General features: G+C 66.9%; 22 protein-coding genes and 1 riboswitch. Of the genes, 9 read left to right on the top strand and 13 right to left on the bottom strand.

The annotated features are described in order from the left end of the window. Positions 1-19: 19 nt before the first annotated feature. Genes CAL12_RS25635 through CAL12_RS25620 form a run of 4 tightly spaced genes read right to left on the bottom strand, consistent with a single transcriptional unit; the run spans position 20 to position 3,042 of the window. Positions 20-799, bottom strand: coding sequence for a LamB/YcsF family protein (locus CAL12_RS25635; protein ID WP_086067184.1), 780 nt, complete (start codon positions 797-799; stop codon positions 20-22). Positions 800-811: 12 nt separating this feature from the next. Beyond that, the gene (locus tag CAL12_RS25630) at positions 812-1,861 is read right to left on the bottom strand and encodes a biotin-dependent carboxyltransferase family protein (protein ID WP_086067183.1); all 1,050 of its coding nucleotides are present in this window, start codon (positions 1,859-1,861) and stop codon (positions 812-814) included. Between the two features lie 25 nt (positions 1,862-1,886). Next, a complete protein-coding gene (pxpB, locus tag CAL12_RS25625; RefSeq protein ID WP_232464636.1) occupies positions 1,887-2,597 on the bottom strand; it encodes a 5-oxoprolinase subunit PxpB in 711 nt (236 codons plus the stop codon). Positions 2,598-2,610: 13 nt separating this feature from the next. Continuing rightward, positions 2,611-3,042, bottom strand: coding sequence for a VOC family protein (locus tag CAL12_RS25620; RefSeq protein WP_086067181.1), 432 nt, complete (start codon positions 3,040-3,042; stop codon positions 2,611-2,613). Positions 3,043-3,171: 129 nt separating this feature from the next. On the opposite strand from CAL12_RS25620, the gene CAL12_RS25615 reads away from it, so the two are divergent. After that, a complete protein-coding gene (locus CAL12_RS25615; RefSeq protein WP_086067180.1) occupies positions 3,172-4,035 on the top strand; it encodes a LysR family transcriptional regulator in 864 nt (287 codons plus the stop codon). Here CAL12_RS25615 and serA read toward each other — a convergent pair. From serA to phoB, 3 genes are all read right to left on the bottom strand, one after another. Continuing rightward, a complete protein-coding gene (gene serA / locus CAL12_RS25610; protein WP_086067179.1) occupies positions 4,032-5,231 on the bottom strand; it encodes a phosphoglycerate dehydrogenase in 1,200 nt (399 codons plus the stop codon). The two genes, CAL12_RS25615 and serA, sit on opposite strands and share 4 nt — an antisense overlap. A gap of 186 nt (positions 5,232-5,417) precedes the next feature. After that, positions 5,418-6,722, bottom strand: a complete 1,305-nt coding sequence (phoR, locus tag CAL12_RS25605) for a phosphate regulon sensor histidine kinase PhoR (RefSeq protein ID WP_086067178.1) — start codon at positions 6,720-6,722, stop codon at positions 5,418-5,420. Then, positions 6,719-7,432 (bottom strand): phosphate regulon transcriptional regulator PhoB, encoded by a 714-nt coding sequence (gene phoB / locus CAL12_RS25600; protein WP_086067177.1) that lies wholly within the window; start codon positions 7,430-7,432, stop codon positions 6,719-6,721. The genes phoR and phoB overlap by 4 nt, the downstream gene beginning before the upstream one ends. A gap of 204 nt (positions 7,433-7,636) precedes the next feature. Between phoB and ubiE the strand changes: the two genes are divergently transcribed. The 6 genes from ubiE (at position 7,637) to CAL12_RS25570 (ending at position 13,876) form a co-directional block, all read left to right on the top strand. After that, positions 7,637-8,425, top strand: a complete 789-nt coding sequence (gene ubiE / locus CAL12_RS25595; protein WP_086067176.1) for a bifunctional demethylmenaquinone methyltransferase/2-methoxy-6-polyprenyl-1,4-benzoquinol methylase UbiE — start codon at positions 7,637-7,639, stop codon at positions 8,423-8,425. A 235-nt stretch (positions 8,426-8,660) separates the two neighbouring features. Beyond that, complete coding sequence (locus tag CAL12_RS25590) at positions 8,661-9,683, top strand: Tim44 domain-containing protein (RefSeq protein WP_086067175.1); 1,023 nt, start codon at positions 8,661-8,663, stop codon at positions 9,681-9,683. A gap of 233 nt (positions 9,684-9,916) precedes the next feature. Further along, entirely contained in the window at positions 9,917-10,618 is a 702-nt protein-coding gene (locus CAL12_RS25585; protein WP_086067174.1) for a ubiquinone biosynthesis accessory factor UbiJ, read from the top strand. 3 nt (positions 10,619-10,621) lie between these two features. Continuing rightward, the gene (gene ubiB / locus CAL12_RS25580) at positions 10,622-12,178 is read left to right on the top strand and encodes a ubiquinone biosynthesis regulatory protein kinase UbiB (protein ID WP_086067173.1); all 1,557 of its coding nucleotides are present in this window, start codon (positions 10,622-10,624) and stop codon (positions 12,176-12,178) included. Positions 12,179-12,407: 229 nt separating this feature from the next. Then, positions 12,408-13,322, top strand: a complete 915-nt coding sequence (locus CAL12_RS25575) for a ferritin (protein WP_086067172.1) — start codon at positions 12,408-12,410, stop codon at positions 13,320-13,322. Between the two features lie 68 nt (positions 13,323-13,390). Beyond that, positions 13,391-13,876, top strand: coding sequence for an adenylyltransferase/cytidyltransferase family protein (locus CAL12_RS25570; RefSeq protein ID WP_086067171.1), 486 nt, complete (start codon positions 13,391-13,393; stop codon positions 13,874-13,876). A 32-nt stretch (positions 13,877-13,908) separates the two neighbouring features. Here CAL12_RS25570 and CAL12_RS25565 read toward each other — a convergent pair whose 3' ends face one another. From CAL12_RS25565 to CAL12_RS25555, 3 genes are read right to left on the bottom strand one after another with little or no spacing between them, the layout of a single operon-like run. Next, positions 13,909-14,589, bottom strand: a complete 681-nt coding sequence (locus tag CAL12_RS25565; RefSeq protein ID WP_086067170.1) for a protein-L-isoaspartate O-methyltransferase family protein — start codon at positions 14,587-14,589, stop codon at positions 13,909-13,911. Between the two features lie 57 nt (positions 14,590-14,646). Then, the gene (thiD, locus tag CAL12_RS25560) at positions 14,647-15,456 is read right to left on the bottom strand and encodes a bifunctional hydroxymethylpyrimidine kinase/phosphomethylpyrimidine kinase (protein WP_086067169.1); all 810 of its coding nucleotides are present in this window, start codon (positions 15,454-15,456) and stop codon (positions 14,647-14,649) included. Then, on the bottom strand, positions 15,453-16,241 hold the full coding sequence (locus CAL12_RS25555) for a thiazole synthase (RefSeq protein WP_086067168.1): 789 nt from the start codon (positions 16,239-16,241) through the stop codon (positions 15,453-15,455). Before CAL12_RS25555 ends, thiD begins: the two co-directional genes overlap by 4 nt. 248 nt (positions 16,242-16,489) lie before the next feature. Between CAL12_RS25555 and CAL12_RS25550 the strand changes: the two genes are divergently transcribed. Continuing rightward, positions 16,490-17,875: an XAC2610-related protein gene (locus CAL12_RS25550; protein ID WP_157793128.1), complete on the top strand. Its 1,386-nt coding sequence runs from the start codon at positions 16,490-16,492 to the stop codon at positions 17,873-17,875. A gap of 21 nt (positions 17,876-17,896) precedes the next feature. Here CAL12_RS25550 and CAL12_RS25545 read toward each other — a convergent pair whose 3' ends face one another. Then, positions 17,897-18,778, bottom strand: a complete 882-nt coding sequence (locus tag CAL12_RS25545; RefSeq protein ID WP_086067166.1) for a cobalamin-binding protein — start codon at positions 18,776-18,778, stop codon at positions 17,897-17,899. 9 nt (positions 18,779-18,787) lie between these two features. After that, positions 18,788-20,671 (bottom strand): TonB-dependent receptor domain-containing protein, encoded by a 1,884-nt coding sequence (locus CAL12_RS25540; RefSeq protein WP_232464635.1) that lies wholly within the window; start codon positions 20,669-20,671, stop codon positions 18,788-18,790. A 172-nt stretch (positions 20,672-20,843) separates the two neighbouring features. Next, positions 20,844-21,075: riboswitch (cobalamin riboswitch) on the bottom strand. Positions 21,076-21,161: 86 nt separating this feature from the next. Here CAL12_RS25540 and metH point away from each other — a divergent pair. Then, positions 21,162-24,938, top strand: coding sequence for a methionine synthase (metH, locus tag CAL12_RS25535; RefSeq protein ID WP_086067164.1), 3,777 nt, complete (start codon positions 21,162-21,164; stop codon positions 24,936-24,938). A gap of 575 nt (positions 24,939-25,513) precedes the next feature. On the opposite strand, the gene speB is transcribed toward metH, so the two are convergent. Next, entirely contained in the window at positions 25,514-26,464 is a 951-nt protein-coding gene (gene speB, locus CAL12_RS25530; RefSeq protein WP_086067163.1) for an agmatinase, read from the bottom strand. Positions 26,465-26,468: the final 4 nt, after the last annotated feature.

Raw genomic sequence — 26,468 nt, 5'->3', positions numbered from 1 at the left:
GGGCGGCCCGGGCCGATGCCTAGGCGGCCGCGCGCGGCGCGGGCACCGTCTTCACGGTGATGCCGGCTGTTTCGAGCGCCCGGCGGATGCCGCTGGCGAATACCACCGCGTTCGGCTGGTCGCCGTGTATGCACAGCGTATCCGCGCGTACCGGCACGTCCTTGCCGCTGACGGAGCGCACCTTGCCTTCCTGCACCATGCGCAGTACTTGCTCGATGGCCTTGTCGACGTCGGTGATCATGGCTCCGGAATGGCTGCGCGGCGTCAGCGAACCGTCGTCCTGGTAGGAGCGGTCGGCGAAGACCTCCTGCGCCACCGGCACGCCCAGCGCTTCGGCCGCGCGGATGTGTTCGCTGCCGGCCAGGCCATACAGGACCAGGTTCGCGTCGACGTCGCGCATCGCGCGGCACAGGGCATCGGACAGCGCGCGATCCTTGGCCGCCATGTTGTACAGCGCCCCATGCACCTTCACATGGTGCAGCCGCGCGCCTTGGGACGCCGCCACGCCGGCCAGCGCGCCGATCTGGTAGACCATGAAGTCGTAGGCCTCGGCCGGGCTGACCTGCATGACGCGGCGTCCGAAGCCGGCCAGGTCGGGCAGGCTGGGGTGGGCGCCCAGCGCCACGCCGCGCGCCAGCGCGGCCGCCACCGTGCGTCGCATGGTGCCCGGGTCGCCACCGTGGAAGCCACAGGCGATATTGGCCGACGACACGTACTCCAGCACGTCTTCGTCATTGCCCATTTTCCAGGCGCCATAGCTCTCGCCCATGTCGCAGTTCAGATCGATGGATAAACCCATGGCCATGCTCCGTCAGTTCAATTCGGCTGTGTGGCGCGCGTACAGCGCGCGCAGAGGCGCCAGCGCCATGGCCAGGCGATCGAAGGCGGTTTCCCGCTCGCCGTCCAGCCGCTGCGCGTCCTCCAGGGTGATCATTGCAAACCGTATGGTGCTACCCGGGGCCGTCTGTGCCAAGAGCGGGAGATCGATGCTGGCGACCTGGGCGATCTTCGGGTAGCCGCCGGTGGTCTGGCGGTCCGCCATCAGTACGATGGGCGCGCCGTCGGCGGGCACCTGCACGGTGCCGAAACAGGTGGCTTCCGACAGCATCTGGCGCGGCGCCGCCATGGCCAGGGCAGGGCCGCTGAGCCGGTATCCCATGCGCTCGGATTGCGGCGTCACCAGGAAGGCATCGCCGGCGAAGGCATCGCGCGCGGCGGCGGTGAAGTCCGCCCATTGCCGTCCCGGCATCGCCCGCACGCTGCCGCGGGATTGCGCGGCCAGCGTCGACGGCAGGTACACGCGGGTGTCCCACAGCGCGTCTTCCAGCTCGTCCAGGCGCTCGGTCTCCAGGCATGCGCGCAGCGCGACCGTATCGCCCTTGGCCAGCGCGCGGCCCTGATAGCCGCCGAAACCGCTGCGCAGATAGGTGCTTTCGCTGCCCATGACGCGCGGCAGGTCGAAGCCGCCATGGACTGCCAGGTAAGCGCGCAGGCCCGGCGAGGCGCCCGCCGGCAGCGCGTCGCCGGCGCTTGTATCGACCCTGGTTTCGAAGGCCAGGATATCGCCGGCGCGGGCGAGCAGGGGCCGGTTCGTCGGCAGGGGCTTGCCGTTCAACGCCGCACCCAGCGACGCGCCGCCCAGCGCGAAGCAGGCGGCGCGGTCGAAGCGCAGCGTCGGCCCGCGCAAGGTGATTTCCAGAGAGGCCGTGCGCGCCGGGTCGTTGCCGGCCAGCAGGCTGGCCAGCCGATGGGCGCGCGGGTCCATGGCGCCCGCCGCCGGGATCCCTTGATGCTGGTAGCCTAGGCGCCCCAGGTCCTGGAAAGAGGACAGCAGGCCCGGTTTCAGTACGGACACGGTCACGGCCTGCGCTCCCGTCGCGGCGGGGTCATGGTTGCTCCGCCTGCATGCGCGCGAAAGTGGCGGCGTCGATGGGCACGAAACGGACGCGATCGCCCGGTTGCAACAGCGACGCGGGCTCGCGCGCCGGATCGAACAGCTTCAAGGGGGTGGCGCCGATGACGTTCCAGCCGCCGGGCAGCCGGCTGGGGTAGATGACGGTCTGCCGGTTCGCGATGGCCACCGATCCTTGCGGCACGGCGGTGCGCGGCGATGCGCGGCGGGGCAGGTCGAGCCGGGCGTCGTGAACGCCGATGTACGGATGGCCGGGCGCGAAGCCCAGCATGAACACCATGCTGCCCGGGCGCGTATGCAGGGCGACGACCTTTTCCGGCGTCATCCCGGCGGCGCGCGCGACATCCTGCAGGTCGGGGCCATGTTCGCCGCCGTAGCAGACGGGGATATCGACGTCGCGTGCGGCGCTGTCGTCTTCCGGAATGCCGTGCGAGAGCAATTGCTCGATCGACGCGGCCAGCGAGCTGAAGGTGGGGCCGGGCGGCGCATAGTGCACCGCCACGGCCGCGAAGGACGGTACGACGTCGGTGACGCCTGGCAAGGTGGCATCGCGCAGCAGCCGCGCCACGGCCAGGCAGCGGCGTCCTGTCGACGCCTCGATGGCGTCGCCCAGGACGATCAACAGGCAGCGATCGCCCTGCGCATGGATGCGCCAGGGCGCCGGGCGATCGGTCGCTGCGTCCACGTGCCGACGCGCCTTACTTGGCGAACAGGGAATCCATGTTCTTGAAGGCCTTGAACTCCAGCGCATTGCCCGACGGGTCCATGAAGAACATGGTGGCCTGTTCGCCGACTTCGCCCTTGAAACGGATATAGGGCTCGATCACGAACTTGGTTCCGGCCGCGGTCAGCTTGTCCGCCATGGCTTGCCATTGCTCCATGGACAGCACGGCGCCGAAGTGGCGCACCGGCACGTCGTGGTCATCCACAGGGCTGGTCTGCTTGTGGCCGCACTCGTCCGGCGCCAGGTGGGCGACGATCTGGTGGCCGTAGAAGTTGAAGTCCACCCATTCCGGCGCGCTGCGCCCTTCCGGACAGCCCAGCAGCTCGCCATAGAAGCGGCGCGCTTCGGCGATGTCCCGAACTGGGAAAGCCAGATGGAAAGGGGGCATGGCGGCTTGGGCACTCATACGGATCACTCCAGGAATCGAAAAACGAAAACGCTAGTGTATGAATTGTTTTTTTGATTGAAAAACGATATTTTTTGGGACTTAGCATCAATTTTATAAATGCCGGCGGGCGCGCCCTGCTGATTGATCATGCTTACTGAATTCCAGACCTTCGTTACCGTGGCTCGCGACGGCACCTTCACCGGCGCGGGGCGCAAGCTGGGCCTGACACAGTCGGCTGTCAGCGCGCAGATCCGCCGGCTCGAGGAATTCCTGGGCGTGTCGCTGTTCGACCGCACCGCGCGGTCGGCCCAGCTGAACGATGCCGGGCGCGAAATGCTGGCCCAGGCGGAGGAAATACTGGGCCTGGTGAATCGCATGGTGGCGCAGGCGGGCGGCGGCCACGTCACAGGGTCCCTGCGGGTGGCGGCCATCGCCTCGGTACAGCAGGACCTGCTGGTGCGTGCACTGGAGCTGTTCCGCGCCGACTTCCCCGACGTCAGCGTGCGCATCGTGCCCGGGGTGTCGCTGTCCCTGCTGGGACAGGTGGATGCCGCGGAAGTCGACCTGGCGGTGTTGATCCGCCCGCCCTTCAACCTGCCGCACGAGCTGGCGTGGCACCCCCTGATGAGCGAACCCATGGTGCTGGCGGTGCCGGACTCGCTGCCGGCCGTCTCATGGCGCGAGGCCCTGGCCGGGCATCCTTTCATCCGCTATGACCGGACGTCCTTCGGCGGCCGGCTGGTCGATGCCTTTCTGCGGCGCCATCGCCTGACGGTGCATGAAGCCGTGGAGCTGGACGAGATCGACGCTATCGCGAACCTGGTCCGCGCCGGCCTGGGCGTGGCCGTGATGCCGCGCACGCGCCAGCTGGACGCCAGCGGCTTGCGGCTGCTGGACCTTGGCGCGGCGGGCTTCGACCGGGAGATCGGTATCGTCATCCGCCGTTCCGCCGATGCGAACGGCGTCGCCGCCCGCATGGTGGCCTGCCTGAAGGCAGCCTTGCCCGGCTAGATGCGCTGGCAGCGTATCGTCACCGGATGGCCGCACAGGGTTTGCATGATGTCGTCGCTGACGACGCCGTCCACGTCCGTCACCACATAGCCGATATCGCCGCGGGTCTGCAGGTTCTGGCTGACGATGTTCAGCCCATGCTGCGCCAGCAGGTTGTCCAGCGTGCCGAGCGCGCCGGGCACGTTGCGATGGATGTGCAGGATGCGCGCGCTGCCGGTCCGTTCGGTGAAGGGCAGTTCCGGGAAATTCACTGCCCACTTCGTCGTGCCGGCCTGCAGGTAGCGCACCAGTTTTTCCGCCACTTCGCGGCCGATGTTTTCCTGGGATTCCTGCGTGCTGCCGGCGATGTGCGGGGTCAGGATCACGTTGGGCAGGCCGATCAGCGGATTGGCCAGCGGCTCGTCCACGCTCTTGGGCTCCACCGGGAATACGTCCAGCGCGGCGCCGGCCAGGTGTTGCGAGGCCAGCGCGCCATGTAGCGCGTCGATGTCCACCACCGTCCCGCGCGACGCGTTGATCAGGATCGCGCCGCGCTTCATCTGCGACAGCGTCTCGGCATTCATGATGTTCTCCGTACTGCGGCCGCCCGGGACATGCAGCGTGACCACGTCGCTCTGCGCGAGCAATTCGCCCAGCGTGGTGACCGCGTGCGCATTGCCCAGCGGCAGCTTGGCTTCCACGTCGTAATAGACGACGCGCATGCCGACGCTTTCGGCCAGCGTGCCCACCTGCGAGCCGATGTTGCCGTAGCCGATCACGCCCAGCGTCTTGCCGCGCGCCTCGAAGGCGCCGGATGCCGTCTTGTCCCAATGGCCCTGGTGCACGCGGGCGTTCTTTTCAGGGATCCGGCGCAGCAGCATGATCGCTTCGGCCAGCACCAGTTCGGCCACCGAACGCGTATTGGAAAACGGCGCGTTGAACACGGGTATGCCGTGGTTCATGGCGCTTTCCGTGTCCACCTGGTTGGTGCCGATGCAGAAGCAGCCTACCACCCGCAGGTCGCGCAGCTGCTCGAAAAGGCCGGCTTCCAGATGCGTGCGGGAGCGAATGCCCACCACTTCGGCGCCTTCCAGCGCGGCCCGCAGTTCGGCCGGCGGCAGGGACGACGCGTACGTCTGTATATCGGTGTAGCCCGCATCGCGGAAAACCGCGACGCCGCTGGGATGGATATTTTCGAACAGGACGATACGCGTCATGCTGCAAGCTCCCTGCTTGAGTGGCTCGATGTGCCCGGTCCAGGCCTGCGCGGCCGGACGGCCGTGCGATCCCGTGGGCTAGGGTGGAAATCTCGCAACCATCATGCCAGGGTGCGGCGCCGGCCTGCGGGTAAACCCCACCCGCATGAGGGCGAATCGGCGAATCCGCGAATCGGGCTTTGGCGCTCAGCCGTCGCTGTCGACCACCCGGTCCGCAGGGAAGATCAGCGAAAACGTGCTGCCCTTGCCGACTTCGCTGGCGATGCTCAGTTCGGCATCGTGGCGCATGGCGATGTGCTTGGTGATCGCCAGGCCCAGGCCGGTGCCCCCCACCGCGCGCGAACGGCCGCGATCCACGCGGTAGAACCGCTCGGTCAGCCGTGGAATGTGGCGCGCGGCGATGCCGATGCCGGTGTCCTGCACGCTGTAGCGCGCGCCGCCTTCCGGCAGGCGTTCCCAGCGCACGGTGATCGTGCCGGCCTCCGGCGTATACCGCACCGCGTTGGTCAGCAGATTGGAGATGGCCGAAGACAGCTCGCTTTCGGCGCCCAGCAGATCCACGCCTTCGTCCAGCTGCCAGGTCAGCGCATGGCGTCCCGCCGACAGCGCCTCGGTCTGCTGGCGTGCCGTCTGCAGCAGTGTCGCCATGCGCACGCGGTGCGGTTCGGCGTTGGGCGAGGATTCCAGCGTCGACAGCGTGAGCAGGTCTGCGACGATGGCCTGCATGCGCTGCGCCTGCTCGTGCATCATCGTCAGGTATTGCTCGCGCTGGTCGCGGCTCAGGGCCTCGTCCGGCATCTCGCGCATGGTTTCCAGGAACCCCGCCAGTACCGTCAGCGGCGTGCGCAGTTCGTGCGATACGTTGGCGACGAAGTCGCGCCGCGTGGTCTCCAGCTTTTCGATCTGCGTGACGTCGCGGGTGATCAGCAGGCGCTGGTCGCGCGCGTAGGCGGTCAGCTGCATCATCAGCAGGCGTTCCTGGCTGCCGACGGCCATGCGTACCAGGATGGGCTCGGGCCAGTCATCCTGGCGGCTGTATTCGATGAACTCGGGCGCGCGCACCAGATTCAGCAGGTTGCTGCCGCGATCGGCCGGCAGCCGCAGGCCCAGGTGCTGGCGCGCCACGCGGTTGCACCAGTCGATCTGCAGGTCCTGGTTCAGCGTGACGGCGCCATCGGGCAGCGCCTGGGCCGCCGCGAGCATGCCCTGCATGGCGTCACGGCTTTCCATCAACTGGCGCGCCTGGCCGCGCAGGTAGCGGTACAGGGGGGCCAGGATGTCGTCCCAGGGGCCGACGGCGGCGGGCGGCGCCGATTCGGGGTTGCGCGCCCACAGCGATACGCGCTGCAGGCGCGCGCTGCGGGCCAGCAGCGTGACCGCCAGCCCGGCGCACATCAACGCCCAGCCCAAGGGATTGCCCAACAGCCATTGGGCCAGTACCGCCAGGATCGCCCAGGCGGCGATCACCAATATCGTGCGCAACAAAATCATTGTGCGGTGGTTTTACCGGCCGGCAGCTGCGCTGTAAAGCGGTAGCCGCTGCCGCGCACGGTTTCCACATGCATGTCGTGGCCGGTGGGCTCCAGCGCCTTGCGCAGGCGACGGATATGGACGTCGACGGTGCGCTCTTCCACGAAGACGTGGTCGCCCCACACCTGGTCCAGCAGCTGCGACCGGGAAAATACGCGCTCGGGATGCGTCATGAAGAAATGCAGCAGGCGGAACTCGGTCGGGCCGATCTGCAGGGGATGGCCGGCGCCGTTCAGGCGATGCGTGACGGGGTCCAGCTTCAGGCCCGCCACGTCGATGACGTCGTCCGTCAGCTGCGGCGCGCGCCGCCGCAGCACGGCCTTGATGCGCGCCATCAGCTCTTTCGGCGAAAAGGGCTTGGTGATGTAGTCGTCCGCACCCGCTTCCAGGCCGTCCACCTTGTCCTGCTCCGAACCCTTGGCCGTCAGCATGATGACGGGCACCGTGCGGGTGCGCTCCTCCGCGCGCAGCTTGCGCGCCAGCGACAGGCCGGAGGTCCCGGGCAGCATCCAGTCCAGCAGGATCAGGTCGGGCAATTCCGCGCGTATCAGCGTCTGCGCCTGGTCGGCGTCGAAGGCCCGCAGCACTTTGTGGCCAGCGAACGACAGATTGACGGCGATCAGTTCCTGGATGGCGGGTTCGTCTTCGACAACAAGTATGGTGCTGGACATGGTGATTGCGACGTAGCGTGGCGGGCCGGGGTGACCGGAGGGCGGCGAACGTTGCGATAGTATGGCCGTAATATTTCAGGTATGTGACTCCTGCCTTCCGTCGGCACCGCCGGCTTGCCGGCGCCGGCCGCATCCGCCGATTGCGCCAGCCCCGACCGGCGATCCCCAATCGGCTACCATAACTGGTTGTTTCGGGAATCCACTATGCAAAACCCCCATTCCGCGCCGGGCGAGGCCACCTCGGGGTCCGCCTCGTCGCAGGGCACCACCCATTTCGGTTTCAAGACAGTCCAGGAAACGGAAAAAGCGGGCAAGGTCGCCGAAGTCTTCCATTCCGTGGCGTCGCGCTACGACGTCATGAACGACCTGATGTCGGCGGGGCTCCACCGCGTGTGGAAGGCCTTCACCATCGGTCGCGCGGCCGTGCGCCCGGGCATGAAGGTGCTGGACATCGCCGGCGGCACGGGCGATCTGGCGCGGGCCTTTGCCCGCCGCGCCGGCCCGGAAGGCCAGGTGTGGCTGACCGATATCAACGACTCCATGCTGCGGGTCGGCCGCGACCGCCTCGCGGATGACGGCCTGCTTCTGCCCCTGGCGGTCTGCGACGCCGAGCGCCTGCCGTTTCCCTCGGCGTATTTCGATCGGGTCAGCGTCGCCTTCGGCCTGCGAAATATGACGCACAAGGACCGCGCCCTGGCTGAAATGGCGCGCGTGCTCAAGCCCGGCGGCAAGCTGCTGGTGCTGGAGTTCTCGCGGGTGGCCAAGCCGCTGGCGCCGGTCTATGACTGGTATTCGTTCAATGTGCTGCCGTGGCTAGGCCGCAAGGTCGCCAAGGACGAAGCCAGCTACCGCTACCTGGCCGAATCCATACGCATGCATCCGGACCAGGAAACGCTGGCGGGCATGCTGCGCACCGCCGGCCTGGAGCGCGTGCAGTATTTCAACCTGAGCGCCGGCGTCGTCGCGTTGCACGAGGGCGTGCGCCTGGCCTGACCGGCCCCGCCGCCGCTCGCTTGTTACTCAGGCAAAAGTCGGATATCCTGTAGTTGTTCAGGTTTCTGTAAGAAAGCCCCATCCCCAGGCTTTCCAGGGAATTCGCCGGTGATGCACGGGCGGTTCGCTGGCAGTTGGTGGATGGTCCTCCGGTCTTGTCGGCCCCCGCTTCAGCGCGGGCCACGCGGTGGGCGGGGCGATGCAGAAACCGCCATAAACACTACAGGAGCACACCATGTCAGGCTGTTCTTACCGCCGATTCCTGGCCGCGGCGCTTATCGCCGTGACCGGTACGGCCATGATTGCCGCTTCCTTCGACGCCGAAGCCCGCCGCGCGGGCGGCGGCGCCAGCGTCGGCCGCCAGTCTCCCAACGTGACCATGCAGCGCCAGGCGACCACGCCGCCTGCCTCCGGCGCCAATTCGGCGTCGTCCGCCGCGGCACCGGCAGCGGGCGCGGCCACGGCGGGTGCCGCCGCCGGCGCGGCCAGCCGCAGCGGCGCCTCGCGCTGGCTCGGCCCGATCGCCGGCATCGCCGCCGGCCTGGGCCTGGCGGCGCTCCTGTCGCACATGGGCCTGTCGGGCGCGTTCGCCGAAATGCTCTCCAGCCTGTTGCTGATCGGCCTGGTGGCCTTCGCCGTGCTGTTCATCATCCGCCGCCTGCGCGGCGCCGGCCCGCGGCCGGCCATGCAGGGCGCCTACGGCGGCATGTCGCGCCAGGGTGATACCGCGGCCACGCAGGCGCCAGCCTGGCGCCAGGCCTTGCCGGCCGCCGGTGCCGCCGGCGCGGTTGGCGCCGCCGGTACGCCCGCTGCCCAGGCCGTCGCCGCGGCACCCGCCGCCGTGCCGCGCGCCGACGCGGATGGCAACTGGTTCGTTCCGGGCGATTTCGACACGCAGGGTTTCCTGAAGCAGGCCAAGGAACAGTTCGTCCGCATCCAGGGCGTATGGGACAGCGGCGATACCGACCGCCTGCGCGAGTACCTGACCGACGACCTGATCGTCGAACTCAAGCCGCAGCTGCTGGAGCGCCAGGGCGCCGCCAACCAGACCGAAGTGGTGCTGCTCAACGCCGAGCTGCTGGGCATCGAAGCCGTATCGGATGGCCATCTTGCCAGCGTGCGCTTCTCCGGCATGCTGCGCGAAGAACCCGGCGCCGAAGCCTTCCGCTTCGAAGAAGTGTGGAACCTCTTCAAACCGACGCAGGGCGGATGGTTGCTGGCCGGTATCCAGCAGATTCCCGTCCAGTACGCCAGCTGATCCGGTTTTTCCCGTGCTTCCGCGGTTCGCCTTGCTCGGGCAACCGCCCTCACGCCGGCTCCATTGGGGCCGGCTTTTTTTCGCCGCCGGGCCGCCCCAAGGCGAAAAAGCCCCCTCGGGGGCAGCGAGCCGGTTTTACCGGCGCGGCGTGGGGGTCTTTTTTTCGCCAGCGGGCCCCCGGTTAAACTTGCGGTCTGATCACCCATGGCGTCCTGGCGCCACGTCGTATATTCATGCTGCCTATCCCTGCCTTGCCCGACCCCGGTCGCCCGGCCGTAAGCGCGCTGAACGCTCTGCTGCGGCGGGAAGACTGGGCGCGCGCGCGCCTGGCCCGCCACGCCGGCAAGACGGTACGCCTGGCCGTGGGCGCCTTCAAGCTCTCCCTGACGATCGATAGCGAAGGCCATGCGGATCTGGCCGATCCGGCGGTGGTCCCGGACGTCACCTTGACGGTGGACCCCGCGCGGTTCAGTCTCGCGCGCCTGTTCCAGCCCGATGCCGCGGGCGATGCAGACGCCGCCGCGGCCGCCCGGGCGCGCGCCGACACCGTTGCCGACATGATGCATATCTCCGGCGACGCGGGCCTGGCGCAGGTAGTGGCCGAACTGGCCGCGCAATTGCGCTGGGACGTGGAAGACGATCTGGCCCGCTGGTTCGGCGACATCCCGGCTGGCCGCATGGTCGCCGGCGCGCGCGCGCTGTCCGCCGGGCTGCGCGGCGCCGCGACGCGGCTGCGGAACAACCTGGTGGAGTACCTTGGGCACGAGCAACCCATGCTGACGCCGCGCCCGCTGCTGCGGGCCTTGCCGGCCGATATCGGGCGGGCGACCGCGGCGCTGGACGCCGTCCAGGCGCGCGTTGCCGCATTGCAGGCCCGGCTGGGCAAGATCGAGGACAGGCACCATGCCGCAGCACAGCGTCAAGGCGGCGCCTGAACGATGCTGACCATACTTCGCTTTATCCGCATCGTTGTCGTGGCCATGCGCTACGGCCTGGATGACCTGGTGCTGTCCAGCCTGAACCATCCGCTCGCGACGATGTTGTTGCGTATCACGCGCTTCGGCCGGCGCAAGCCGACCGCGCCCCGCGGCGTCCGTTTGCGCCGCGCGCTGGAATCGCTGGGACCCATCTTCGTCAAGTTCGGCCAGGTGCTGTCGACGCGGCGCGACCTGATCCCCGCCGACATCGCGGCGGAATTGGCGCTCCTGCAGGACCGCGTTCCGCCGTTCCCGTCGGAGCAGGCGGCGCAGTGCATACAGGCCGCGCTGGGCGCACCGCCGGCCACGCTGTTCAAGCATTTCGAAGTCGATCCGGTGGCCTCGGCCTCCATCGCACAAGTGCACTTCGCGGTGATGCACGATGGCCGCGAAGTCGCGGTCAAGGTGCTGCGTCCCGGCATGCTGGACATCATCGAAAAGGACCTGACGCTGCTGCGCACCCTGGCGTCGGTCATCGAACGCCTGGGGCCGGACGGCCGCCGGCTCAAGCCGCGCGAGGTCGTGGCCGAGTTCGACAAGTATCTGCACGATGAGCTGGATCTGGTGCGCGAGGCCTCGAACTGCAGCCAGCTGCGACGCAACTTCGGTCCGGAAAGCGGCCGCGGCCGCATGCTGATCGTGCCGGAGGTGATCTGGGAGTTCACCGCCAACACGGTCTTCACCATGGAGCGCATGTACGGCATTCCGGTGGGCCAGATCGAACGCCTGCGCGACGCCGGCATCGACATCCAGAAGCTGGCGCGCACCGGGGTGGAGATCTTCTTCACGCAGGTTTTCAGCGATGGCTTTTTCCACGCCGATATGCATCCCGGCAACATCTACGTGTCGGATCGGGCCGATACCTTGGGCCACTATATCGCGCTGGATTTCGGCATCGTCGGCTCCTTGTCCGAGTTCGACAAGAACTACCTGGCCCAGAACTTCCTGGCGTTTTTCCGCCGCGATTACCGGCGCGTCGCCCAGTTGCACATCGAATCCGGCTGGGTGCCGTCCGACACGCGCGAAGAAGAACTGGAAGGCGCCGTGCGCGCGGTATGCGAGCCTTATTTCGACCGCCCGCTATCCGAGATCTCGCTGGGCCAGGTGTTGCTGCGCCTGTTCCAGACGTCGCGCCGCTTCAATGTGGAGATCCAGCCGCAACTGGTCCTGCTGCAGAAGACGCTGCTCAATGTGGAAGGGCTGGGGCGCGAACTGGACCCGGACCTGGATCTATGGAAGACCGCCAAACCGTACCTGGAGCGCTGGATGCGCGAACGGATCGGCATGGCCGGGCTGAAAAAACAGATGGAGAAAGAAGCCGCGCAATGGTCGCAGATCCTGCCGGCCATTCCACGGCTGGTGCATGACCGCCTGAACCGGCCCAACGTGGAGCCGGCCGTGCTGCTGGAGCTGGCCCAGCTGCGCAAGGCGCAACAGCATACGAACCGGCTGTTGTCGGTCGTCGCGGCCGTGCTGGCTGTCGGGGTGGCCCTGATCATCTGGCTGTCCACGCGCTGAGCGCCCCTGGGGAGGGGCGCTCGTCATGGTTCTGCCATGAATCTGTCATCACGCCTTCGCATGCAACGGCGATAAAGGAAACCCGCGTATGGGTTTTCACGCCGTCGCCTTGTGCACGTCCTAGTCTCGCGTGCGCATGCCAAATCTAAAAACGGGGCGCGCCCGTTCCGCCAGCCTAAATCTGGCGGGACGAGCGCGGGGGATACTTAATTAATTTCGGACCAAGATCATGCTTTATCCGCAACTTTTCAAATCCATGGAAGCCGTGCGCTGGAATATGTCTACCGACATTCCGTGGGATGACTTCGATGGCGCCAAGCTGTCCGATGAACAGGCGCGGACGATCAAAATGAACGCCATCACGGAATGGGCGGCCCTGCCGGCCACGGAAATGTTCCTGCGCGACAATCACGGCGACAGCGATTTTTCCGCCTTCATGTCGGTGTGGTTCTTCGAGGAACAGAAGCATTCCCTGGTTTTGATCGAATACCTGCGCCGCTTCCGTCCCGACCTGATGCCGACCGAGGAAGAGCTGCACAAGGTGCGCTTCGAATTCGATCCGGCGCCGCCGCTGGAAACCCTGATGCTGCACTTCTGCGGCGAAATACGCCTGAATCACTGGTACCGCTGCGCCGCCAGCTGGCATACCGAACCGGTCATCCAGGCCATTTACAAGACCATCTCGCAGGACGAGGCGCGCCATGCCGGCGCCTACCTGCAGTACATGCGCCGTGCGCTGTTCGAGCGTGGCACGACGACGCAGGCGCAGGCGCGGCTGGCGTTCTCCAAGATCGGCATGTTGATGGCGTCGGCCAGCCGCACGTCGCAGGCCATGCATCCGACCAATCTGCACGTGAACAAGGGGCTGTTCCCCAACGATACGGTGCAATCGCGCCTGCCGGAACCGGGCTGGCTGGAGCGCTGGCTGGATACGCAGATCCGCTTCGACGGCGTATGGGAAAAGAAGGTCGGCGACCGCATCCTGCACATTCTTTCCAAGCTGCTGGACCGCAGCTTCGAATCGGTGAAGGACCTGAACCGCTATCGCAAGGAAATCGTGTCGCTGATCGAGCGCGGCGGCGATGCGGCAATGACGGACCTGGGCATGGGCGGGCGCGGCGCCCCATTGCTCGTACCGGGCTGAGCCCCCACGGCCGCCGATGACGGCGGCCCACCAGCCACCGGTTGCGCCGGCCGATCTAAAATGCGGGCATGACAGCCCGCTTCGAATCGAAAATCCTGACCCCGCGGCAATGCCTGGATGCGCTTGCCGACGGCCGCCTGCCGCGCCCGCTGGTATTCACCAACGGCGTGTTCGACATCCTGCATCGCGGCCACGTCACCTATCTGGACGAAAGCGCCCAGTTGGGCGCGTCGTTGGTTGTGGCGGTGAATACGGATGCATCGGCGCGCCGCCTGGGCAAGGGGCCGGAGCGGCCGCTGAACAACCAGGACGATCGCGCCGCCTTGCTGGCGGCGCTGGCTTGCGTGGGCGCGGTCACGTCCTTCGACGAAGACACGCCCGTGGCGCTGATCGCGCAGCTGCGCCCCGACATCATCGTCAAGGGCGGCGACTACGATATGGAGAAGCTGCCGGAAACCGCGCTGGTCCGGAGCTGGGGCGGTCGCGCGGTGGCGGTGCCCTTCGAATTCCAGCGATCGACGACATCGCTGGTGCGCAAGATACAGGGCGCTTAGCAGGCCGCCTGGAAGGGCGCCTGCAAGGCCGCTTAGAACTTGAACTGCGACACGGTCGCGCCGCGCAGCGGCTTGATGAGCGTTTCGAACAGGTTCACCGTTTCGAAGCTGGCGGCCGTCGTGCGCGTGATGCGACAGGCGGTCATGACGGGGGCCGTGCCGACCACCACCACCAGCCGGCCGCCGATGCGCAACTGGTACTTCAGCCCGTCCGGCACCACCGGAACGGAGCCCGTCAGCAGGATGGCGTCGTATTCCGTCGTTCCCCAGCCGTTGCGCCCGTCGCCGGTTTCGACCTTGACGTTGGCGATGTTGTTCATCTGCAGGTTCTGCTGGGCGAAGGCCGCCAGGCGGCTGTCGATTTCCACCGTGGTCACCTGCTGCGCCAGTTCGGCCAGCAGCGCCGCCTGGTAGCCCGAGCCCGTACCGATTTCCAGCACCGCATCGGTGGGCGCCAGCAGCAGCTCCTGGGCCAGGCGCGCTTCGACCTTGGGGGCCAGCATGGCTTCGCGGGTATCCACCGCGTTGATCTGCAGCGGAATTTCAAGGTCGGAGAACGCCAGCGATCGTAGCGCGGGCGGCACGAAAAGCTCGCGGCGCACCTTGAACAGGGCGTCCAGCACGGTTTCGTCCAGCACGTCCCAGGGACGGATCTGCTGTTCCACCATATTGAAGCGGGCTTTTTCGACGTCGGGCAGAGTGGAAGCGTTCATGACAGCGGGAATCAAGAGTTCGGAGGCTGGGCAATTGTACCGATTTGCGTCGTCGGCCTACCACCACGCATGGAAATGATGGACCGGGCCGTGGCCCTTGCCCACATCCAGGCGATCGGCATGGCGGATGGCTTCGGTCAGATAAGCCTTGGCGCGGCGGGCGGCTTCCGGCACGTCGCCGGTCTGCGGGATCAGGGCCGCCAGGGCGGCGGACAGCGTGCAGCCCGTGCCGTGGGTATTGCGGGTGGCGAGGCGTCCGCCCGGCAGTTCTATCATGCGGTCGCCATCGTGCAGCAGGTCGATGGTCTCCTCGCCGGGCAGGTGCCCGCCCTTCAGCATGACCCAGCGCTGGCCGTCGTAGGCCATCCTGTTGCGCAGGCGCTCGGCGACGCGGCGCATCTCCTTGACGGTTTCCACCGGGCGTTCGTCCAGCAGCACGCCGGCTTCGGGAAGGTTGGGCGTCAGCACCGTCGCCTGCGGCAACAGGGCTTCGCGCAGCGCGCCCACCGCGGCCTTTTCGAGCAGCAGGTCGCCGCTCTTGGCGACCATGACAGGGTCCAGGATCACGTGCGGCGGATGCCAGCGGGCCAGCTTTTCCGCCACCACCTGGATGACGGCCTGCTGGCCCAGCATGCCGATCTTGACCGCGTCGATGCGCACGTCCGCGAACAGCGTGTCGATCTGCTGGCCCACGAAGGCCGGCGGGACCGGCGCGACTTCGCTTACGCCTTCGGTGTTCTGCGCCGTCAGCGCGGCGATCACCGCGCAGCCATAGGCGCCCAGCGCGCTCATGGCCTTGACGTCGGCCAGTACGCCCGCGCCGCCGGACGGATCGACGCCGGCGATGGAGAGCGCGTTGGGGATCATTTCAGCAGGCCTTCCGTCGGCGAGGACGGCGAGGCGCTATAAAGCTTGCGCGGCACGCGTCCGGCCAGGAAGGCTTCGCGGCCGGCTTCCACGGCTTTCTTCATGGCGCTGGCCATCAGGATGGGATCCTTGGCGCCGGCGATGGCGGTGTTCATCAGCACGCCGTGGCAGCCCAGTTCCATGGCGATGGCGGCGTCCGATGCCGTGCCGACGCCGGCGTCGACCAGCACCGGCACGCGGGCCTGGTCCAGGATCAGGCGCAGGTTCCAGGGGTTCAGGATGCCCATGCCGGAGCCGATCAGCGATGCCAGCGGCATGACGGCGACGGCGCCCAGGTCTTCCAGCATGCGGGCCTGGATGGGATCGTCGGTGCAGTAGACCATGACCTTGAAGCCGTCCTTGACCAGGGCTTCCGTGGCCTTCAGCGTTTCCGGCATGTTGGGGAACAGGGTATGCGGGTCGCCCAGCACTTCCAGCTTGACCAGGTCGTGGCCGTCCAGCAGTTCGCGCGCCAGGCGCAGCGTGCGCACGGCTTCGTCCGCCGTGTAGCAGCCGGCGGTGTTGGGCAGGTAGGTGAAGCGCGATGGCGGCACGAAATCCAGCAGGCTGGGCTCGTTGGCGTTCTGGCCCAGGTTCACGCGGCGGATGGCCACCGTGACGATATCGCAGCCGCTGGCGTCCAGCGCCTGGCGGGTCTGCTCGAAATCCTTGTACTTGCCGGTACCGACGAGCAGGCGGGACCGGAAGGTGCGCCCGGCGACGGTGAAGGTGTCTTGGGATGGCATGGCGGATGAGGAGAAGCTGCCGTTCGCCCGGATGGCGCGGCATACACCGCCATGATAAAGCAGCGGGGCGGCCGAGGTCCGGGGAAACCCTGCTGAAAGGTCGCGTGCCGCGAACCAGCGCGCCGGGCCCCATGCGTCCCATGGCAACCCGTATGCGGGCGCGGTCCGCAGCAACGCTGACAATTTGTCGAACTCTCAACGGTGGCGGCGTGATATATCCGCATGCTCAACCACAAAGATAAGTCACCATGAGCAGCCCGATTTTTCGCCGCCGTTCCAGGCGGGACTTAGCTTCAATACGCCGCGCCGGCCGTTGCGCCCGGCTGGTGCTGTTGGCCGCCGCCATGCTGGCAATGCCGGCCGCGCATGCACAGGCGCAGGGCACGGCGGCTCACGCCCACGTGCCGGCTCCGGCCTCGCCCACCGGTCCGACCACGGCGCCGGCTGCTGCTCCTCCCGTCGTTCCGGCCGCGACGACGACCATGCCCGCATCGCCGGCTGTCGAATTCCCTGCCTGGTCGGCGTCTTACCAGGGCACGATCTCCGGCCGCAAGATCCGCGTCGAATTCAAGCGTGTCGCCGACCACGTGTCCGGCAACTACTGCTACGAGCCTTGCGATTCGAACAAGATATTGAAGCTGCGGCTCGACGGCAGTTGGCAAGCCAATGGCGTGGGCATGCAGGAATACGACCAGACCGCCGCCGGCAAGGACAAGCCCGTGACCGGGCGTTGGGAGATGCGCCGCGATGGCGCCGGCTGGACGGGAACCTGGGCCAGCCCCGATGGCAAGCGCAGTCTGCCCGTGACCTTGGGCCCCGCGCCGGGCGCGCATGCCTTCCCTTATGAAATCCGCCTGGCCGCGGACCGCATGCCCGACCCTGGGGGCAACTGCGCCACCGACGTGCCGCATGTGACCCAGGTCCGCTTGTACAAGGACGGCAGGCTGGTGCAGGCGCTGCCCACCGATTCGGTTGGCACGTGCCGCATCTTCGTGCCGGAAACCCCGGACATCAATTTCGATGGCTGGCCGGATCTGACGCTGGCCCAGTTCCTGCCCGCCGGCCCCAATATTCCCACCAGCGCATGGATCTACGAGCCCGCGACGGGCAAGTTTGACGACGTCAGTGCCACCATGGAAAACATGACGTCGCCCAACTTCGATGCCGCCAACAAACTGGTGTGGGATTTTCAACGCGACGGTTGCTGCGATCACTACGTGACCATCGCGAAATGGAAGGGCAAGGAACTGGTCCAGGTGGAGCAGGGCGAGAGCTTTTTCCAGCCTGTGCGGACCAATGGCAAGATCCGTTATTGCTACGTGATGCCGACCTATCGCAATGGTCACGTCGAATATCCGGACGCCACCTGGAACGCGGGTGACCGGTTGCTGCCGCGCAACCCGTCTGAATGCGAGGCCGATCCGCCCGAATCCTGGGAACGTGTGCATATGGAGGTCTACCTGCGCGATACCCGCAGTGGAGACATATCCCACGAGTATTCCGAGAAAGTGCAGATGGAGGCTGTCGAGATCAAGGGCAAGCGCATGGAATGCCCCTACGTCCAGCTGTTGGACAACGGCCATGTCGCCGCCGTCACGCTCAAGGATCCGGACTACTGCACGGCGTCGAAGTAATGCTGGGGCCGGCTGGGGCGGTCAATGCCGCGCCCGGTCCAGGGCCGCGCACAGCGTTTCCGCGGCGTCGATCAGGCGTGGGCCAGGGCGATACAGCACGTCCGCGTCGATGCCGACGACATGGCCCGCCAGCGCCGCCGGCAGGCCCAGCGCGCGCCAGGCCTGGTCGGTGGCCGCCAGGCTGGCCGCGTCGGCCACGCCGGTCACCACCACGTCGGGGCGTGCGGTCAGCACGGCTTCGCGCGTGACCTGCGGCGCGGTGACGGGTGCATCGGCGAACACATTCAGGCCGCCGCAGACGCGCAGGGCATCGCTGACGATGCTGCTGTCGTTCAGGGTGTAGACAGGATCGCGGCCGGCCTGGATGAACACCCGGACCGGCACGCGCCCGGCATAGCGCGTGGCCAGCGCGTCGATGCGCGCCCGCAGGGCCGCGGCAGCCGGGGTGGCGACCGCCTGCGTGCCGAACAGCACGCCCATGCGTTCGACGGCGCGGGGAATGTCGCGCAGCGTGCGCGGGTCGCTGTAGTACACGGGGACGTCCAGCGCACGCAGGACGGGCAGCAGGGGCGCCGCGCCGCCCGGCAGCCAGCCCAGCACCAGATCGGGCCGCAGCGCCGCCACCCGTTCGGGATCGGGCGCCAGGCCGTCGCCGACGGAGGCCAGCGTACGCGCCTGGGGCGGATAGTCGCTGCCACGCGCCACGCCGACCAGCCTGTCGCCGGCGCCCGCCGCGTAGGCCAGCTCGGTGACGTGCGGCGCCAGCGAGATGGCGCGCCGGGCCGGATGCGGCAGATCGACGGCACGGCCGTCATCATCCTTGACCGAGACCGGGCCGGCCGTGGCCGCCGCGCATGCCAGCAGCAGCGCGGCGATCGTCGTCAGGCGGCCGTGCGCGCGCATCGCCGAACCTTACATCCGCCAGGTCAGGTTCACGAAGGCGTTCGAACCCGGCGTGTTGTAGCCCTTGACCAAGGTGTACTCCTTGTCGAACACGTTGTTCCAGCGTACCTGGACCTGCAGGTTGCGCGTCAGGTCGTAGGAAGCCAGCAGGTTGTACAGCGTATAGCCGCCCAGGCGATCGCCGGTCAGCGCATCGATGCGATCGCCGCTGGCATACATTTCCGCGCCCAGCAGGAAGTCGCCGAAGCGATGGTCCGCCGACACGCGCAACACCTTGCGCGCGCGCTGCGGCAGGCGGGTGTCCTCGTCCGTGTTGCGCGGGTCGCTCAGGTCCACGCTGGCGCGCAGCCGTGTGGCGCCGAACTTCTTCATGCCGGTCAGGCTGACGCCTTCCAGCAGCGCGTGCGACACGTTGAAAGGCTGGAACACGCTGAAGGGGTCGTTCGGATCGACGGCCTGGTTGATGATCAGGTTCTTGACCTTGTTGTGATAGTAGGTCGCACCCAGCTCGCTATCGTCGTCCTGGTAGCGCAGGCTGGCCTCGATATTGCGCGAGGTCTCGGGCTTCAGGTCCGGATTGCCGACGAAGCCGCCGTCGTTGGGCCAGTAGAGTTCGTTGAAGTTCGGCGCGCGAAAGCCGGTGTTGGCGCCCACCGTGGCGCGAATCCGGTCGGTGATGTCGTAGCCGTAGGTCAGGCCGCCCGTGGTGCGATTGCCGAACTGCGAATTGTCATCGTTGCGCAGGCTGGCCTGCAGGTGATGCGCGCCGAAATCGCCCAGGTAGACCCCGGTGAACGAATTCACATGCCGGCGGGTTTCCGCATAGTCGCCGAAGGTGACCGGGAAGTTGTTGAAGTTGCCGATGTCGCCTTCGACGCGCTGTTCCAGGTGCTCATAGGCCAGGGTGACCTTCTGGTCCTTGGTGAACTGCAGGTCGTTCTGCCACAGGTACTGGTTCTGCCGCGTGCGGAAGGTGCTCTTGCCATCGGGCGTGTTGAAAGGGTTCTCGTCGCCGGGAGCGTTTTCGTTGCGGTTGCGGTCCAGCGTGCTGCCGACGCGCAGGGTGCTGGTCCAGATGTCCGTCAGGCGGTTGGTGCTGGTCAGCGAGTAGCCCTGAAGGTCCTGGATCGAGCGGTCGTTGAAGTACGGCGAGCCGTTGTCGTAGCCGCCGTTCACGTGGGTCTGGTAGAACTGCGCGGTCAGCGTCTGGCCGCGCATCCATTCATAGCCCAGCGAGCCGGCCACGTTGTTTTCGTAGTAGCTGTCGCGGTCCGGATTGTGCAGGAAGTTCTTGTCGTTGGTCGCGTCGAAGCCGCGGCTCTGCTGGTAGCTGCTGGACAGGCTGTAGGTCCAGCCCTGGGCCGCGCCGGACAGCCCGGCGCTGTAGCTGCTGCTGCCGTAGGTGCCGCCGCCCACCGATGCGTAGGCCGACAGCGGGCGGTCCGCCTCCCGCTTGGTGATGATATTGATCACGCCGCCCAGCGCGTCCGCGCCGTAGAGGCTGCTGGCGGCGCCGCGCACGATTTCCACGTGGTCGATGCTGTTGGTCGGAATGGCGTTCAGCGCCGCCAGGCCGTTGGTGGCGTTGTTCACGCGCTGGCCATCGACCAGCACCAGCGTCTGGTTGCTGTTGGCGCCGCGCATGAACAGGCTGGTAACTGTCTGCGGGCCGCCATTGTTGGCGTATTCGATGCCGTGGGTGCGCGACAGTACTTCAGCCAGGCTGCTCTGCCCGGCGCTTTCCAGGGTGGCGCGGTCGATCACGCTGACGTCGCCCAGCACGTCTTTCAACGGTTCGGGCGACCGCGTGGCGGTGACGACCACGGTGTCGAGCTGGGTGATTGGTGGCTGGGCAGTCGTGGCGGCCGGAGTCTGTTGGGCAGCGGCCCACATGGGGGCCAACCCCAAGGGGGCCAGACAGGCGAGGAGCCCGGCGCTGCGCCGGGTAAAGAGGGGCTTCATAGCGAGACCTGGTGATGACGCGCGACCCCGCACGTCGTTCAAGGAAGCGGAAGACGGCTGGCGGCCGGCGCCGCAGGCACGGCAAGGCTGGCGTCACTTGTCGTCTTCCCCGGACGAACCGGCCGGTATCGGGCTGTCCCACCCGGTTCCAGGCGCCGTGGCGCGGCCTGGAATAATGGGGCGGGATGACCGTTGCGGGGGCAGCACAGGCCTGGCGCCGTCGCAGGCCGTCTCATGGACGGTCCGGCGGCGCGTTCCTGTTTCCCGTTTACCTTTCACCACGCGGCGCGCTTGCGCGCGTTTGCGTTGAAAGCACCGGTTCGAGGGCCCGGAATGTATCACGGCCCCAGGATTTCGCGGGCTTTGTTACCATTCCAGGTTGCTTCTTTGCAATCCATCCGCCTTCCCTGCAGGAACGCCCGTGCCGTCCTATCCCGCGCTGCCTTATCCCATCGATTCCTATACCCATGGCGCCGCCTTCGTGCGCGCGCTCGACTCGCGCATCATGATCCTGGACGGCGCGATGGGCACCATGATCCAGCGCTACAAGCTGACGGAGGCCGATTTCCGTGGCGAGCGCTTCGCGGGCCACGGCAAGGACCTGAAGGGCGACAACGAGCTGCTGTCGTTGACGCGCCCGGAGGTGATCGCCGAAATCCACCGCCAGTACCTGGAGGCGGGCGCCGACGTCATCGAAACCAACACCTTCGGGGCGACTTCCATCGCGCAGGGCGATTACGACCTGCCGGAACTCGCCTACGAAATGAACCTGGCCTCGGCCAGGCTGGCGCGCGTAGCCTGTGACGCCTACAGCACGCCCGAGCGGCCGCGCTTCGTCGCCGGCGCGCTGGGGCCGCAGCCCAAGACCGCGTCGATTTCCCCGGACGTCAACGATCCGGGCGCGCGCAACGTCACGTTCGACGAGCTGCGCGCCGCCTATGTCGAGCAGATGAACGGCCTGCTGGACGGCGGCATCGACGTCGTCCTGATCGAAACCATCTTCGACACGCTGAATGCCAAGGCCGCCATTTTCGCGGTCGAGGAAGTCTTCGAGCAGCGCGGCGTGCGGCTGCCGGTGATGATTTCCGGCACCGTGACCGACGCTTCCGGCCGCATCCTGTCCGGCCAGACCGTCGAGGCGTTCTGGAATTCCGTGCGCCACGCCCGGCCGGTGACGATAGGGCTGAACTGCGCATTGGGCGCCGCGCTGATGCGCCCCTATGTGGCCGAGCTGTCGAAGATCTGCGATACCTACGTCTGCGTCTATCCGAACGCCGGCCTGCCCAATCCCATGAGCGATACCGGCTTCGATGAATCGCCGGCCGATACGTCGAGCCTGCTGGAAGAGTTCGCGCGCGCGGGGCTGGTGAACATGGCGGGCGGCTGCTGCGGCACCACGCCCGACCACATCCGCGCCATCGCCGAAAAGGTCGTTCGCCTGACCCCGCGTGTGGTGCCCGACGTGCCGGTCAAGACGCGGCTGTCGGGCCTGGAGCCGCTGAACATCGACGAGGACACGCTCTTCGTGAACGTCGGCGAACGTACCAACGTGACCGGCAGCAAGATGTTCGCGCGCCTGATCCGCGAGGAAAAGTACGACGAGGCCCTGGCCGTGGCGCGCCAGCAGGTGGAAAACGGCGCGCAGATCATCGACGTCAACATGGACGAGGCCATGCTGGATTCGGTGGCCTGCATGACGCGTTTCCTGAACCTGATCGCGTCGGAACCCGACATCGCCCGCGTGCCGGTGATGATAGACAGCTCCAAGTGGGAGGTCATCGAAGCCGGCCTGAAGTGCGTGCAGGGCAAGCCGGTGGTGAACTCGATCTCCATGAAGGAAGGCATCGAGCCCTTCCTGCATCATGCCCGCCTGTGCCGCCGCTATGGCGCGGCGATGGTGGTGATGGCTTTCGACGAGCAGGGCCAGGCCGATACGCTGGAGCGCCGCAAGGAAATCTGCGGCCGTGCCTACGATTTGCTGGTCAATCAGGAAGGCTTCAATCCCGAGGACATCATCTTCGATCCCAACGTCTTTGCCGTGGCCACGGGGATCGAGGAGCACAACCGCTATGCGCTCGACTTCATCGAAGGCGTGGCGTGGATACGCCAGAACCTGCCGCATGCGCGCCTGTCCGGCGGTATTTCGAATGTGAGCTTCTCGTTCCGTGGCAATGAGCCGATGCGCGAGGCCATCCACACGGTATTCCTGTACTACGCCATCCGCGAAGGCCTGACCATGGGCATCGTGAATGCAGGCCAGTTGGGGGTGTACGCCGATCTGGATCCCAAGCTGCGCGACCTGGTCGAAGACGTCGTGCTGGACCGGGCCGAACCCGTGGGCAAGACGGAAGCGGACGACGAGCGCACGCCCACCGAACGGCTGGTGCAGTTCGCCGACACCGTCAAGGGCAGCGGCGCCAAGAAGGAAGAAGACCTGGCCTGGCGCGCGCAGCCGGTGGAACAGCGCCTGGCGCATGCGCTGGTGCATGGGATCACGAACTTCATCGTCGACGATACCGAGGAAGTGCGCCAGCAGATCGAGGCGCGCGGCGGCCGGCCTATCGAGGTCATCGAAGGCCCGCTGATGGACGGCATGAACATCGTGGGCGACCTGTTCGGCGAAGGCAAGATGTTCCTGCCGCAGGTGGTGAAGTCGGCGCGCGTCATGAAGCAGGCCGTGGCGCATCTGGTGCCCTTCATCGAAGAAGAAAAGCGCCAGATCGCGGCGGCGGGCGGCGACGTGCGCGCCAAGGGCAAGATGGTGATCGCCACGGTGAAGGGCGACGTGCACGATATCGGCAAGAACATCGTGTCCGTGGTGCTTCAGTGCAATAACTTCGAAGTCGTGAATATGGGCGTGATGGTGCCCTGCGCGCAGATCCTGGAAAAAGCGAAGGCGGAAAACGCGGATATCGTGGGCCTTTCGGGGCTGATCACGCCCAGCCTGGAAGAGATGGCCTACGTGGCCAGCGAGATGCAGCGCGACGAGTATTTCCGCGAACGCAAGGTCCCGCTGATGATAGGTGGCGCCACGACCAGCCGCGTGCACACCGCGGTGAAGATCGCGCCCCATTACGACGGGCCGGTGGTGTATACGCCGGACGCCAGCCGCGCCGTGGGCGTGGCGACCAATCTGGTGTCGGAGCAGGCGGACGCGTTCGTCGCGGACCTGAAGCGCGAGTACGAAGACGTGCGCCGCCGCCACGCCAATCGCAAGGCCACGCCGCTGGTGTCCCTGGCGGAAGCCCGCACGGCGCGGCCGGCGATCGACTGGTCGGGCTACGTGCCGCCGCGGCCCAAGTACATCGGCCGCCGGACCTTCAAGCATTACGACCTGGCGGAGATCGCCACCTACATCGATTGGACGCCGTTTTTCCAGACGTGGAGCCTGTTCGGCCAGTTTCCCGCGATCCTGGACGACAAGGTGGTGGGCGAGCAGGCGCGCAAGGTGTACGCCGACGCGCAGGCCATGCTCAAGCGCATCGTCGAAGGGCGCTGGCTGACGGCCAACGGCGTGGTCGCGTTCTATCCGGCCAACCGGGTGAACGACGAGGATATCGAGGTCTATGCCGATGAAAGCCGCACGCGCGTGCTGTTCACGTGGCGGAACCTGCGGCAGCAGGGGGCCAAGCGGGAAGGCGTGGCGAACAAGTGCCTGGCGGACTACATCGCGCCCAAGGACAGCGGCGTCGCTGACTATATCGGCCTGTTCGCGGTGACGGCCGGGCTGGGCATCGAGAAGAAGGAAGCCGAGTTCGCGGCGGCGCATGACGACTATTCGAGCATCATGCTGAAGGCGCTGGCGGATCGCTTCGCGGAAGCCTATGCCGAATGCCTGCATGCGCGGGTTCGGCGGGATTTGTGGGGCTATGCGGCGGATGAGACCCTGGACAATGCCGCGCTGATCGCCGAGAAGTACGTCGGCATACGGCCGGCGCCCGGCTATCCGGCCTGCCCGGAGCACGTGGTCAAGCGCGAGATGTTCGAGGTGCTGGATGCGGCGGAGGTCGGCATCGACCTGACCGAGAGCTATGCGATGTTCCCGGCGTCCAGTGTTTGCGGCTTTTACCTGAGCCATCCCGAGTCGCAGTACTTCAACGTCGGGACGATAGGGGAAGATCAGCTGCGCGATTACATCGCACGCAGCGGGCGCAGCGAGGACGACGTCAAGCGGACCTTGGGGCCGGTGTTGGGGTGATTGCTCGCTGTTTGTATTTGCTCGATCGTTAGCGGGTGGTGGTGGGGTTGGTCCTGGTGCTGGTGCTGGTGCTGGTGGCGGGGCTGGTAGTGCTGGTGCCGTCCGTCGGGGCGGTCACCCTGTCGGGTCCATCCCGATCGGCCGGTCCGGCGCGCGGGCGCCGGACTCCCGCGTCGTCTGCCTCGTCCGGCGGCCGAACGTCGTCAGCGTTCTTGGGTCTTTTTTGCCCGGCCGTCCTCCCTTCGTCAGCCCTCGCGCGGCCTCAACGGGCTGGCCCCGACAGGGCGACCGCCCCGCCGGACTCTGGTTTGCCTTAGTCACGGATGCTGCGGGCGGTGGTTTTCTTGGCCCTTCGTGGCGGCGTGATATGACTCAAGAAGGATCGTGCAGTGCCCGGCGATGCGTGGCCGCCCAGCGCGGCCACGCATCGCCTACGCATCTTGGCGTGCGTCGGATGCTTTGAGGCGCCGGCCCGCTGATCGTGAGTGGAAGTTGATGCGATTGGAAGTCGATGCCCGCCTCCGGGTGTGAGTCCAGTCATTCGGTCTTCCCAAGCCCCTGCGGTTCCGATACCCTTACCTTCCCATCTCCCAAGCCCGCGCCAGCAAGCAGAGGCACTCATACATCAAGGTCGCGCCCAGCAGCGCGGTGTTTCCGCTCGGGTCATACGGCGGCGCCACTTCCACCACGTCTGCCCCGCGAAGGTCCAGGCCCTCCAGGCCGCGTAGCAGCGCCAGGGTCTCGCGCGTGGACAGGCCGCCGATTTCCGGCGTGCCGGTTCCCGGCGCGTAGACCGGATCGAGCCCGTCGACATCGACGGACAGGTACGCCGGGCCAGCGCCCACCACGCGCCGCGCTTCTGCGATGGCCGCTTCCACCCCCATCCGGTCGAATTCCTCGATGAAGATCACCCGCATGCCCGAGTCGAGCGAATAGCGCCAGCCTTCGTCGGAATTCTGTGCTCCACGGATACCGATCTGCACGGTCCGTTTCGGATCCAGCAGTCCGGCTTCGACCGCACGGCGAAAGGGCGAGCCGTGGCTGAACTTGGAGCCGATGAAATCGTCCCAGGTGTCCGTGTGCGCATCGATATGCACCATGCCCAGCGGTTCGCGCGGGGCCATGGCCTGGAAGATGGGAAAGGTGATCGAATGATCGCCGCCCGCCACCAGGGTCCGTTTGCCGGCCGCGTAGATCGGCGCCAGGAAGCGCCGGATATCCGCGTGCGAATTCTCCAGATGGAACACGTCCGTGAACGGCACGTCGCCCACGTCCGCCACCCGGCAGGCGGCGAACGGGTTGAAGCGGGTCACGTGATGGATCGCCCGTGTCATCGACGACATATTGCGGATTTCCCGGGGACCGTAGCGGGCGCCGGGCCGCGCCGTGACGCCGCCATCGAAAGGCACGCCGACGATGCCGATATCGAAATCCTCCAGCCTCGTCGTATACGGAACGCGCATGAAGGTCGGGATGCCGCTGTAGCGCGGTTGCGCCTGTGCGCGGGTGTCCGTGGCGGAATGCATGTTG

It is taken from the genome of Bordetella genomosp. 8 (assembly GCF_002119685.1).
GTDB lineage: Bacteria > Pseudomonadota > Gammaproteobacteria > Burkholderiales > Burkholderiaceae_B > Bordetella_C.
The sequence above is the reverse complement of the archived record's forward strand: the minus strand, read 5'-3'. Positions and strand labels throughout refer to the sequence as shown.